The sequence below is a fragment of the Archangium sp. genome (genome assembly GCF_036389735.1).
Classification (GTDB): Bacteria; Myxococcota; Myxococcia; order Myxococcales; family Myxococcaceae; genus Archangium.
On record NZ_DASVWK010000063.1, the window covers coordinates 1 to 11,925 of the forward strand.

The window sequence follows — 11,925 nt, forward strand, 5'->3', positions numbered from 1 at the left end:
CGGAGGGTCTTGGTCTCCCCCTCCACGGCGTCCACGGCCTTCTTCCACTTCTGGACGATCGCCCCCTGGGCGGCGCGCGTCGCCTCGTACTGGGCGAGGTAGTCCTGCCAGGCGGCGTCCTCGTCGTTGAGCTGCGCCTCGAGCGCGGCCAGTTCATCGCGCCGGGCCACCAGGGCCTGCTCGGCGCGATAGACGCGATCCATGGTGCGCGGACAGTTGGGTTTGCCCGCGAGCCTGTCCCTCGCGAGGTCCCCCAACTGGAAGATCAAATCGTCGTAGCTGTCGGCCTTGGCCATGCCCGCCGTTTTACGCCCAAGGCGAGCGGGCTGTCAGCAGGCTCGGTTACTCGGCGGGAGCGGCGGCGGCCATCTGGGTCTCGCCCACGGCGGCCTGGGCGGCCCCCTCGGCGAGCGCGAGCAGCTCCCGGGAGCGATCCTGCTCCTCGGTGCGGTTGAGCTCGCAGACCCAGGCGCTGGACAGGTCCGCGTGCTGGCGGGCCAGTTCGGCGGTGGACTCGTAGCGTGCGGCCGAGGCGCGGGCGAAGGCCCCCTCCCGGCGCAGCTCCATCACCGTGTCCTCGTCGAGTGTGATCTCCTCGGGCGGCACGGGCAGCGGCCCGCGGCCGAGCGCCGCCAGCCGGGCCAACAGCCGCGAGGCGTGTGCCCTACAGAAAGCGGCGAGTACCATCAGCCGCGCCCGCCCGCGGCTATCGCCCAGGCGTTCGGCGAGCATCGTCATGCGACGCGCCGAAACCACCTCGGATTCCCATGCCGCGGCCAGCGCCGCGGCCAAGCGGGTATGCCTAGCACCCATCAGCCCTCCCCAAGTCCTGCCCCCAATCCCGCGACCAAGGTAGGAACGGATGCGCGAGGATTCAACCGACTCAGCCGAGAGCGCGCTCCATCAACCAATATCCGCCGGCCGCGAGGATGAGGAGCGACAGGGCACGCACCGTGGGTTGATGGACCCGAGGCCGCCGTTGCAGCACCCGGACGAGCGGCAGCAGCACGGCGACGACGGCGGCCTGGCCCAGCTCCACGCCCAGGTTGAAGCCCAGCAGGCCCGTCACCACCGCGTCCCCCAGGCCGTAGCCGCTCAGCACGCTGGCGAAGCCAAAGCCGTGCACCAGTCCGAAGAGGAACGTGAGGAGGGCCCGGTGGCGGTGCTCGCGCAGCACCAGGTTCTCCACCGCCACCCAGATGATGGACACGGCGATGGCCGCCTCCACCCAGCGTGCACGGGCCTCGTCCAGGAGGATGAAGCCCAGCGCGGTGGCTCCCAGGGTGAGCGAGTGCGCCACGGTGAAGGCCGTCACCAGCAGCAGCACCCGCCGGAAGCTCCCCCCCACCAGCAGCAGCGCCAGCAGGAAGGCCAGGTGATCCACCCCCAGGAAGATGTGGGTGAGCCCCAGGATCACCCAATCGAGCAGCCCCGAGACCTGCTCCCGCTCCGGGTGTCCCGGTTCCGACACCACGAGTGTGGGCTGGGTGGCATCCGCGAAGCGCTGGCCCCGCTCGCCCTGCACGGAGCTGCCGAGCACCACCTTGTAGTTGGAGGGCAGCAGGGACAGCAGGGAGAAGCGCTGGCGCAGCTCTCCGGGCGGACAGGTGAAGCTCGCGCCCAGCTCCACGAACGTCTCGCGCACCCAGGCCGTGGCCCCCGTCCGGGCACAGGGCTGGCCTCCGGCGGTGAGGGGGATGGCGTCCCAGATGCCCACGGCCAGCGCCGGGGCGCGCGCGTCCAGGTCCGCCTGGGTGAGCACGCCATCCTCGTCCGCGTCCGCGGGAATGAGGAGGCCGAGCGTCTGCGCGGTGAGGGTGATGCGCTCGCGCACCTCGGGCCCGCTCGCCTCGGGGCGCCAGAGCTGCGCATACAGGATGTCCGCGTCATGCGCGCCCGCGCTTCCCCCCACCAGCAGGAGGGCGAGGGGTACCGCCAGTCGGACCGTCCGCCACATGGGCTCCGGAGACTGCCCCCGGTCGCCCGCCGCCGTCTACTCCTCGATCACCTGCAGGTGGAGCTGCTGCCGGCCACTCAAGCCCCCGTGCCGGGAGCCGCAGCGCGGGCAGTAGAGTTGCGCGTCCCAGTCCCAGAGGGCCTTCACCTCCTCGCCGCAGCACACCAACGGAATGATCCGCAGATCATCCGGATCGTGGGCCATCGGCCCGGGCAGCGCCTCGGGCTCCACGCTGACGAAAGTGGGCCGGGGGTTCAACGAGAGGGTGCGCGACACGTAGGCGAGCTGCTCGTAGCGCACGTGGTTGGCCCAGGCTCGCGCCAGGGCCTCCACATGGGCCTGCTGCGCGGGGGTGAGAAACTCGTCCCCCGTTGCCCGGTGGCCGCAGTACAGGCACCACCAGTCCGGCACCTCGTCGAAGCTCTCGTGCGCGTTCTCGAAGGGAAAGAGCGACGCCAGCCTCCGCTGGAGGATGCTCGCGTCATGGCGGCACGGGCGCGTCTTGAAGTCCCGGTGGCACTCCGGGCACTCGCGCCTCACGAAGCCGCTCGCGTCGCGCGGCAGCTCCAGACTGATGATGGCGGGCGCCCGGCTCATGCGAGCGCCCCTCGCCCCCTCCGCGCCACCGCGAGGATGAGGGTCACCATTGAAAAGAGCAGCAGCAGGTGGACCCACTGGCCCTCGGTCGATCCACTGATCATTCCGAGCACCCACAATACGAACAGGATCGCGCTCATCGTCCAGTACACGCCGCCCGCTCCTCTCCCCTAGCCCCGCAACCGTGCGCCAAGGTGAGTCGTGTCGGGCTTCGTTGCAACCCCTCCTTTCGACAGTCTCACCGTGGGCAAACGCCTTCCCAGATCGGACTTTTTTTCCGGCACGTTCCGTCCCACCAGCGACAGGGCCCACGTGATTCCAGGGGGTTGCGGTGGTGGCACGGGGACTGCTTTGGGCCGGCGGCATCAGCGACAAGGGGAGCGCGAGCAGTGTGGTCGCGCTGGGGAGGGTGTGATGCGAGGGTGGACGGTGGCGCTGGTGATGGCGGGAGTCCTGGTGGGCAGCGGGGCGCGAGCTTTTCAGCCTTACTTCCCGGGGGAGAACAGTCCCGAGATGGTGGAACTACGAACGAAGCTCGCCGCCAAGGAGGCCCACCTGGCGCGGCTCGAGGAGGAGGCGGCGCTCTACGCGGAGGCCGAGGGGCTGGGGGTGGCGGCCGCCGTGCAGGCCTCGCAGCTGCCCGAGCGGCAGCAGCGGCGTCTGGCGATGGCGATCGTCCGCGAGGCCAAGCGCAACAACCTGGATCCCATGCTGGTGGTGGCGCTGATCCGCTGCGAGAGCTCGTTCAACAACTACGCCATCTCCCCGGTGGGAGCCATGGGGCTGATGCAGGTGATGCCGGACACGGGCATCTACCTGGCGGATAAGGCGGGCTTCAAGCTCCAGCGCCACACCAATCTGTTCGATTCCGAGCTGAACGTGGAGCTGGGGACGGCCTACCTGGCGGATCTGATCTCCCGCTTCGGCTCGGTGGAGAAGGCGCTGGTGGCCTACAACGCGGGCCCGGGGCTGGCCGTGAAGATCCTCGCCAAGAAGGACAAGCGTGATCGCTTCATGGCGGGCTATCCGGCCAAGGTGATGCGGGAGTTCCGCCGCCTGAAGACCCAACAGGAGCGCGAGTTGCCCCGGACGGAGAGTCAACAGAAGGCTTCCAACGAGCCGGAATGACCAGTGGCGAACAAAGTGCGCGCTCTCTGCCAGACAGTGAGTCGGTTTTTTCCGACCTGAGGCTGCAAACCTGAGAGATCGGGGGCACTGTACGTCGCCGGTCTTTGTGTGCCGGGGTGGGTGGTTCCACTCCGGGCCGGGCGTACCCAACACGTCCCGGTTCCCTTGGACGCACGTGGCATTGAGGAGAGACGAACCATGGCGGGGCTGGAAATTCAGCAGGAAGAACTCGCGGGACGGTTGACCCTGCGGCTCACGGGTACACTGGATGGCCGGACCGCGATGCAGCTGCGCAGCTCCCTGAAGGAGCTGGGAACGCGGGAAGTGGTGGTGGACTTCACGCACCTGCGCGAGTTTCGTGACTCCGCGGTGGGCGTCCTCACCAATGACTTGAGCGAGCGCAAGGTTCAGTTCCGGGGCCTGGCCGGGCACCACGAGCGGATGTTCCGCTACTTCGGCCTGACCACCGGCACCCTTTCGCCAGCGCGCGCGTACTACACGCCGGAAGAAGTCCTGGCCTGAGTCGTAGACGTAGACGTAGACAATGAGTGACCCGCTGCCTACCCGCGGCGGGAACTCGTTGCGCAATTGGTGAAGCGAGGCCCGCGGCCCAAGTCCCATCCTGGGGACTCGTGGAAGCGCCGAGCGACCCGGAGCCTCTCCTCCCGCTCCTGGTTTTCCTGTTCGCTGCTCGTCATTGTTCGACAGTGCCCTCTCTTCGTGTCAGCTGGTTGTGCTAGAGCTGCAAGAAATCAGTCCCAGCTGAATCGGAGGGGTGTTTTGTCGACACGTATGGCAGCAGCAGCTTGCAATCTTCTCGTGATCGCGTCGCTGGTGGGAAGCTCCCTGGGGTGTAACACCCCGCCCTCCTCGCTGGAGGAGGAGCTCCTGGAGCAGCAGGCGCAGGCGGTGATCGAGGACAACGGTCTGGCCACCAACGGTCTGGCCACCAATGGCCTCGCCACCAATGGCCTCGCCACCAACGGTCTGACCACCAGCTCTTTTTCGTCCTGGTTCGGCGCGGCCCCCGCGACGAACGCCCAGTTGATGAAATACCTGATTGGCTGCGCCGTGCCGGAGGGGCAGGTGCGCACCTACACCGACCCCAACACGGGACAGAGCTACACCTGGGCCGGCAAGCTGGGACTGGCGAGCAATTGGGGCTCGGGGCGGGCCGCGACCGAGCAGGAAGAGCAGGTCATCTCCGCTTGTCTGGCCGCTCACGCCAACCCGTACGGGATGAAGGTGGGCTTCTCCATCCTCGGGCTGAACGCGGAAGGTGTGGAGATTCCCTTCACCGCCCAGGAGCTGGGGGACTTCAACGTCCGCGAGGCGTGCTTCTTCGGCAACCTCTTCCGGGGTCAGGGCCTGTACGCGGGAAATGATCGCACGCAGCTCGACTCCTCGAAGAGCACCAACCGCGGCTGTGGGCTGTCGGGCGTCTCCAACGGGGAGAACCCGGTCTGCCCGGCCATCGTCCGCTTCGGCGCCTGTGACTCGTCCCATTGCGTGCCGGACGCGACTGGGACCTACTACACCCAGTGCACGTACAATGGTGTGAGCTACCGTCCGGTGACGACTCGCCTCCAGGCCACCTCCGTCAATACGTGCGGCGATGGCTTCTGCCAGGTGAGCGAGCAGTGCGGCGTGGGCAAGAGCGCCGACAACTGCTCGGACTGCGGCGCCTGCCCGTAGGCCCCGCATGAGCGACGAGCAGCGGCCACCCCATGGGGAGCCAGGGGAAGATCTCCTCGGCAGGACCCTCATCGTGAAGCGCATGCCAGAGGACGTCCGGGCCCCACCGCCCGTGCCGTCCCTGGGGCCGGACGCATCCACGCCCACCACGGGCGTGGCCACGCGCACCGCGCCTCCCGCGCTGAGCCCCCTGGCCAACCGCTACATCGTCCTCGATGTGCTCGGCCAGGGCGGCATGGGCACGGTGACGGCCGCCTATGACACACGGCTCGACCGGCGGGTGGCCCTCAAGCTGCTGCACCCGCGAGCGGACCAGGAAGGTGCCCAGCAGCAGATCCGCATGCTGCGCGAGGCCCAGGCCATGGCTCGCTTGAGCCACCCCAACGTGGTGGCCGTCTATGACGCGGGCACGCTGGAGGACGGCACCGTCTTCATCTCCATGGAGCTGGTGGAGGGGCAGACGCTGCGCCACTGGTGTCTGGCCCACGAGCGGCCCTGGCGCGAGGTGCTCGCGGTGTACCTGGAGGCTGGCAGGGGGCTGGCGGCGGCCCACGCCGCGGGGCTCGTGCACCGGGACTTCAAGCCGGAGAACGTGCTGGTGGGCAAGGACGGGCGGGCGCGGGTGACGGACTTCGGTCTGGCGCGCATTGGAGACCCGCCCTCGTACGCCCAGGGCCCCGAGATGGAGGAGCCGCACCTCGCCCAGGGTTTGGAGAGCGAGACCGGGATGCTGATGGGAACGCCCCGGTACATGGCCCCCGAGGTGATGCTGGGGCAGCCGGTGGATGCGCGCAGCGACCTGTTCTCGTTCTGCGTGGCGCTCTACGAGGCCCTCTACCGACAGCCCGCCTTCCCAGGAGACACCGTCCCCGCGCGCTGGGAGGCGCAGCGCACCGGGCGCATCAACCCGCCGCCCGCGCAGTCCCCGGTCCCCGCGTGGATGGCCAGCAGGGTGCTGCGGGGGCTGCAACTCGCTCCCGAGCAGCGTCCCCCTTCCCTCCAGGCCCTCATCTCGGACCTGGAGGATGATCCGGACAGCCGGCGCCGGGCACGGCTGCGCGTCGCCGGTCTGATCGCCGGAGTCACCTCCCTGGTGGTGCTGGCGCTCGCCGGGTGGATGCACGGCTACACACGGGACTGCGGGAACCTGGAGCAACGGTTGGTGAGCGTCTGGGACATGCCCCTCCAGGCCGGAGTGCGGCGGGCCCTGCTCGACACGGGGCTCTCCTACGCCCCGAGCACCGCGGAGCGCGTGCAGACGGTGTTGGACGGCTACGCCCGCGAGTGGCTCCGCCTGCGCACCGAGGTCTGCGAGGCCAGCCCCGAGGGGGTTGGACAATCCCAGGACCTGGCCCTGCTTCAGGTCTCCTGCCTGGAGCGACGCCGGAGTCAGTTCGGCGCGCTGGTGAAACTGCTGGCGCGCGGCCCCGACAAACAGCTCCTCCCCCAGGCGGTCCAGATCGCGCAGTCCCTGCCCACGCTGGGCTCCTGCATGGATGCCCAGACCCTCACCTCCGCCGTCCCCCTTCCCCAGGAGCCCACCGCACGGGCGCGGATCGAGTCCCTTCAGCACGAGGTGGATCATCTGGAGACCTTGTGGCTCGCCGGCAAGTTCTCCGAGGGCCTGGAGCTGGGCGCCAGGCTGCTGCCCCAGGTCGAGGCGCTGGACTACGCGCCCCTGCGGGCCCAGCTCCTCTACCACCTCGGTCGGCTGCACGGCGGACTCGGAGACTATGCACGCACCGATGCCCTGCTGCGGCAGGCGCTCACCCAGGCCGCCCGCGGCAAGGATGACGTGCTGATGGCCCGGCTGTGGAACATGATCATCTGGAACGCCGAGGTCCGGCTCTCCCACCCGCTGGAGGGACTGGACGCGGAGCAGGTGGTGCTGGAGACGACCGCGGAGCGCGCGGGAGACGACCTGGCCCGGGCCGAGTCGCTCCACAGCCTGGGCGGCGTCCTCTACAAAGTGGGGCGGTTCGACGAGGCACTCGCCCGATTCCAGCAGGCCCAGGTCCTCATGGAGAAGGCCCTGGGTCCCGAGCACGCCTTCGTGGCCGCCATGTACAACAACGTCGGGGTGACGCTCATGGAGCTGGGGAGATACGAGGAGGCGCGCACCAGCTACGAGCGGGCCCTCGCCATCGCCCAGAAGACCCTGGGCCCCGAGCACCCCGACGTCGCCAATACACTCACCAGCCTGGGGCGGAGCCTGGTCCGGGCCCAGCACCTGGACGAGGCCGAGCACCACCTCCAGAACAGCCTCGCGATCGGGGAGAAGGTGCTGGGACCCGAGCACCCCCAGGTCGCCGAGACGCTTCTCGGTCTGGCCGAGGTGGCGCTGGCCCGGGGCCAACCCGCCCAGGCCCTCCCTCCGCTCGAGAGGGCCCTGTCGATGGACACCTCCTTCGAGCGCGCCGAGTTCCAATTCACCCTGGCGCGTGCCCTGGAGGCCAGCGGTGGGGCGCTGGAACGGGCCCGACAGCTCGCCACGGAGGCCCTGGAGCACTACCGCCGTATCGGCAACCAGCCCAAGGGCACCGAGGTGTCCCAGTGGCTGGCCACCCACTTCGGCGCGACCTCCGACTCGGACTCCACCAGCAAACACCGCTGATATGTAGGATTAGGACACCCCCGTACCCCCTGGGGGATACCGGAGGGCACGGCTAGGGTAGAGTACGGCGTCAGATGAACTCCCCTGCTCGAGCCGTCAGTCCCCTCCCCTCCGTCGCCAGCGCGCGGGCCACGCTGGAGCGCCTGGCCGCGAACCTGTCCCTCGCGGTGCAGGGCAAGGACAAGGAAACCCGCCTCGCCGCCACGAGCCTCGTCGCGGGCGGGCACCTGCTGCTGGAGGACGTCCCCGGGGTGGGCAAGACGACGCTGGTGGAAGCCCTCGCCCGCTCCTGCGCCCTCTCCTTCTCGCGCGTCCAGTTCACCGCGGACCTGATGCCGGCCGACATCCTCGGCGCCCAGGTCTTCCACGCGCAGACCGCCACCTTCACCTTCCGGCCCGGTCCCCTCTTCCGCCAGCTCGTGCTGGCCGACGAGCTCAACCGCGCCCCGCCTCGCACCCAGTCCGCGCTCCTGGAGGCCATGGCCCAGGGCCAGGTGTCCCTCGACGGCGCCACCCACCTGCTGCCCCGCCCCTTCACCGTGGTGGCCACGCAGAACCCGGTGGACTTCTCCGGCACCTATCCCCTTCCGGACTCGCAGCTGGATCGCTTCCTCATGCGCCTGTCGCTGGGCCATCCGGCCCCCGAGGTGGAGGCGAAGCTGCTCACCACTCGCGACGGCTCCTCGCCCGTGGAGGCCCTCTCGGCGGTGACCTCGCCCGAGGAGCTGTCCTCCCTGCGCGCGCTGGTGGCCGCGCAGCGCCTGGACGACACCGTGGCCGAGTACATCGTGCGGCTGGCCCAGGCCACGCGCGCCCACGGCGACATCGAGCGCGGCGCCTCCACCCGCGCGGTGATCGCCCTGGGCATGGCCGCTCGCGCCTACGCCCTCTGGGAGGAGCGCGACTTCGTGACGCCCGGGGATGTACGGGCGGTGCTGGGACCGTGCCTCGCCCACCGGCTCCTGCTGCGCAGCGCCACCCAGGGCTCCTATACCCGCGACGAGGCGGCCCACCTCCTCGAGGAGGTCGCCCGGAAAGTCGTAGCGCCCCGGTGAGCACCCCGCCCCCCTCGCCGTGGCGACGCCTCCTGGCCGCCCTGCGCCCGCCGCGCTCCCTCAAGGTGACGCGCATGGGACGCACCTACCTCGTGGTGACGCTCGGCGTGGGCCTGGGCGCGCTCAACACCGGCAACAACCTCCTCTACCTCGTGCTGGGGTTGTTGCTCAGCGTCATCATCCTTTCCGGCGTGCTGTCCGAGCGCTGCATTCGAGACCTGACGGTGCGGCGCATCGGCACGGATGGAGCCTTCGCCGGCGAGCCCTTCGCCTTCCGCTGGGCCGTCTCCCGGACGAAGGGGCACGGCTTCGCCCTCACCCTGTCCGAAGTGGACTCGTCCCTGACGGGCGAGGGCGGCGTGGGCTACCTGCCAGCCGGCGTGGAGCACGTGGTGCGGGCCAATCTGACGGCACCCAAGCGAGGCCCGGTGAAGCTGACGGGCGTGCGCATCACCACCACCTGGCCGCTGGGCCTCTTCGCCAAGACGCGCGTCTTCCAGTTGGAGGGCACCCTGCTCATCTATCCCCGGCGGGGCTTCGCCTGTGGAGATCCGGGCGAAGCGGCCGTGGGGCACGTGGGCGAGGCCAACAACCCCCACCGGATGGACGGCACCGGGGACGTGGCGGGACTGCGGGAGCTCGGCGAGAACGAGGACGCCCGGCGCGTGCACTGGCTGAAGAGCGCCTCCGTGGGGAAGCTCCTCAAGGTGGAGCGCGAGCGCGAGGAGCGGCGCACGTACATCCTCGACGTGAAGTCCGGGCTGGTGGGTGACGCGCTGGAGCGGCGCTGCGAGGAGGTGGCCGTCCAGGCCCACCGTCTGCTGGAGGCCGGGCACGAGGTGGGGCTGGAGCTGCCGGGCCAGCGCTTGCGTCCGGGGGCGGGCAGCGGCCAGGAGCGCGGCATCCTCCGGGCCCTGGCCTGGTTGGGCTTCGAGGAGCAGCGGGAGGAAGCGGCATGAATCGGCCCCACCGGCTGCGGCTCGTCCTGAGGGATCTGGCGACAGGCGCCGCCTTCGCCTCCATGGCCGTGTCCGGCCAGCTGCCCGTGTGGGCGCTCGGGCTCGTCGTCGTGGCGTTGGGGGTGGCGCTCACGGGCCGGCGCCCCTTCACCCGCATGCCCCGACTGACGGCGCTGCTGCTGGTGCCGGTGGCGGGCGTGCTGTACCTGCTGGTGGGCGCGGGGCAGATGGACCTGGTGGTGGCGGCCTGCTGCTTCGCGGGCCTCGTCGCCAGCCAGCGACTGCTGTCGGAGACGGTCCCCTCCACGGACGGGCAGGTGCTGCTGGCCGGCCTGTTGATGATCGCCGGCGGTGCGGCGCTCTCCGGTGAGCTGCTCTTCGCCGTCTGCCTCATGGCCTTCGCGGTGCTGGCGAGCCTCGCGCTGGGGCTGGCGGTGGTGGAGGCGGCGGTGCCCGTGGGCGAGCCGCTGCCCGTGCGCGAGGTGACGCGCCCGCTGTCCAAGGGCATCTTCTTCGCGGTGGCTGGCGCGGTGGCCTTCTTCATCCTCTTCCCGCGCCTCAACTGGAACGTGGGCGTGCGCCGGGCGGCGCCGGGGCTCGGCGTGGCCACGAGCGGATTTTCCGACACGGTGCGGCTGGGGGGCTCGGGCACCCTCAAGAGCAACCCCCGCGTGGTGCTCAAGGCGCAGCTCACGCCGGATCCCGTCACCGAGCAGCTCGGGTCGTACTGGCTGGGCCGTACCTACGACACCTTCGACGGCCAGGAGTGGTCGACGATCGGCGCCCCCAACAAGCGACGCCGCACGCGCGTGACGCTGCGCCCGGGTGCGGAGAAGCAGATCTACCAGCGCATCGAGCTGCTCCCGTCCTACGGCAGCCGCACGCTGATCGCCCTGGAGACGCCCGCGAAGCTGGGCAACGCCCTGGCGCACACCCCCACCGGCAACCGGCGCACCACCCTCCAGGAGCTGGGCGGGGACGAGCTGCGCTTCGTGGATGAGGGGCTCGGCTACGCCTACGAGGTGTACAGCGTGCCTCCGGGCACGGACACGGACCCGGGCAAGCTGGAGCCGACGGAGCACGATCAGCTCCTGGCGCTGCCGGACAACCTGGATCCGCGCGTGACGGCGCTGGCGGGCCAGGTGCTGGCCGGCGAGAAGGAGCCCCTGGCCGCGGCCAACAAGCTCGCGAGCTGGCTGCAGCGTGAGTACGAGTACACGCTGGAGCTGAGCGGGGACGTGGCGGATCCGCTGACGGAGTTCCTCTTCGTGCGCAAGGCGGGCCACTGCGAGCACTTCGCCACGGCGCTCACGCTGATGCTGCGCTCCCAGGGGATTCAGGCGCGGCTGGCCACGGGCTTCTTCGGCGGCGAGCGCGTGGGCGAGGAGTACATCGTCCGCGCCGGAGACGCCCACGCGTGGACACACGTGCTGGTGCCCGACCGGGGTTTCGTCACGGTGGACGCCACGCCCGCGGCGTTTCGCTCCAGCCAGTCGCTGGAGGTGCTGGAGACGCTCGTCTCCTTCTACGAGGCGATCGAGTCGGCGTGGCGTACGTCGGTCGTCGACTACTCGTTCCGGGATCAGATGAACCTCGTGCGGGACATGTCGCGCCCACGGCGCGAGCCGGGTGAGGAGCAGCGCTCCCAGTTGCCTCCGGCGAGGGCCTGGGGCACGGCCGCGCTGGTGGGCGGGGGCGTGTACTGGGCGTGGAGGTACCTCTCGCGGCGCCAGCCCCGGACGAGAGCGCTCGAGGCCACGCGCTTCGTGGACGCGGTGGAGCGCCAGCTGGCGACGGTGGGCGTGCACCCGCGCGATGGCGAGACGCTGGAGGACGTGTCCGCGCGCCTCACGCGGGAGGCGCACCCCCTGGCCCCCTCAGTGAGCCCGCTCACGAGGCGCTACCTGCGAGCGCGCTTCG

11 protein-coding genes and 1 pseudogene are annotated in these 11,925 nt (G+C 70.2%); 7 read left to right on the forward strand and 5 right to left on the reverse strand.

Annotated features, from left to right (window positions below; translation table 11 throughout):
- The 5 genes and pseudogenes from VF794_RS02400 to VF794_RS02420 form a co-directional block, all read right to left on the reverse strand.
- A pseudogene (locus tag VF794_RS02400) lies at positions 1-296 on the reverse strand (hypothetical protein); the annotation flags it as partial.
- A gap of 46 nt (positions 297-342) precedes the next feature.
- Positions 343-738, reverse strand: coding sequence for a hypothetical protein (locus VF794_RS02405; protein ID WP_331107294.1), 396 nt, complete (start codon positions 736-738; stop codon positions 343-345).
- Between the two features lie 145 nt (positions 739-883).
- On the reverse strand, positions 884-1,957 hold the full coding sequence (locus tag VF794_RS02410; protein ID WP_331107295.1) for a HupE/UreJ family protein: 1,074 nt from the start codon (positions 1,955-1,957) through the stop codon (positions 884-886).
- A 36-nt stretch (positions 1,958-1,993) separates the two neighbouring features.
- Positions 1,994-2,554: a hypothetical protein gene (locus VF794_RS02415; RefSeq protein WP_331107296.1), complete on the reverse strand. Its 561-nt coding sequence runs from the start codon at positions 2,552-2,554 to the stop codon at positions 1,994-1,996.
- Positions 2,551-2,706 (reverse strand): lmo0937 family membrane protein, encoded by a 156-nt coding sequence (locus tag VF794_RS02420; RefSeq protein ID WP_331107298.1) that lies wholly within the window; start codon positions 2,704-2,706, stop codon positions 2,551-2,553. Before VF794_RS02420 ends, VF794_RS02415 begins: the two co-directional genes overlap by 4 nt.
- A 262-nt stretch (positions 2,707-2,968) precedes the next feature.
- On the opposite strand from VF794_RS02420, the gene VF794_RS02425 reads away from it, so the two are divergent.
- The 7 genes from VF794_RS02425 to VF794_RS02455 form a co-directional block, all read left to right on the forward strand.
- Positions 2,969-3,682 (forward strand): lytic transglycosylase domain-containing protein, encoded by a 714-nt coding sequence (locus tag VF794_RS02425; protein WP_331107300.1) that lies wholly within the window; start codon positions 2,969-2,971, stop codon positions 3,680-3,682.
- A 198-nt stretch (positions 3,683-3,880) separates the two neighbouring features.
- Positions 3,881-4,204: an STAS domain-containing protein gene (locus VF794_RS02430; RefSeq protein WP_331107302.1), complete on the forward strand. Its 324-nt coding sequence runs from the start codon at positions 3,881-3,883 to the stop codon at positions 4,202-4,204.
- Positions 4,205-4,501: 297 nt separating this feature from the next.
- Complete coding sequence (locus VF794_RS02435; protein WP_331107304.1) at positions 4,502-5,377, forward strand: hypothetical protein; 876 nt, start codon at positions 4,502-4,504, stop codon at positions 5,375-5,377.
- An 82-nt stretch (positions 5,378-5,459) separates the two neighbouring features.
- Entirely contained in the window at positions 5,460-7,991 is a 2,532-nt protein-coding gene (locus VF794_RS02440; RefSeq protein ID WP_331107309.1) for a serine/threonine-protein kinase, read from the forward strand.
- A gap of 74 nt (positions 7,992-8,065) precedes the next feature.
- Entirely contained in the window at positions 8,066-9,046 is a 981-nt protein-coding gene (locus VF794_RS02445; RefSeq protein ID WP_331107306.1) for an AAA family ATPase, read from the forward strand.
- Entirely contained in the window at positions 9,043-10,005 is a 963-nt protein-coding gene (locus VF794_RS02450; protein WP_414640859.1) for a DUF58 domain-containing protein, read from the forward strand. The genes VF794_RS02445 and VF794_RS02450 overlap by 4 nt, the downstream gene beginning before the upstream one ends.
- The coding region (locus VF794_RS02455; protein ID WP_331107307.1) for a DUF3488 and transglutaminase-like domain-containing protein at positions 10,002-11,925 on the forward strand (1,924 nt) is incomplete at its 3' end. The genes VF794_RS02450 and VF794_RS02455, both read left to right, overlap by 4 nt.

Coding starts and splice junctions, on each gene's coding strand:
- VF794_RS02405 (WP_331107294.1), bottom strand. CDS start 738: ATGACGATGCTCGCCGAACGCCTGGGCGATAGCCGCGGGCGGGCGCGG.
- VF794_RS02410 (WP_331107295.1), bottom strand. CDS start 1,957: ATGTGGCGGACGGTCCGACTGGCGGTACCCCTCGCCCTCCTGCTGGTG.
- VF794_RS02440 (WP_331107309.1), top strand. CDS start 5,460: ATGCCAGAGGACGTCCGGGCCCCACCGCCCGTGCCGTCCCTGGGGCCG.
- VF794_RS02445 (WP_331107306.1), top strand. CDS start 8,066: ATGAACTCCCCTGCTCGAGCCGTCAGTCCCCTCCCCTCCGTCGCCAGC.
- VF794_RS02425 (WP_331107300.1), top strand. CDS start 2,969: ATGCGAGGGTGGACGGTGGCGCTGGTGATGGCGGGAGTCCTGGTGGGC.
- VF794_RS02415 (WP_331107296.1), bottom strand. CDS start 2,554: ATGAGCCGGGCGCCCGCCATCATCAGTCTGGAGCTGCCGCGCGACGCG.
- VF794_RS02430 (WP_331107302.1), top strand. CDS start 3,881: ATGGCGGGGCTGGAAATTCAGCAGGAAGAACTCGCGGGACGGTTGACC.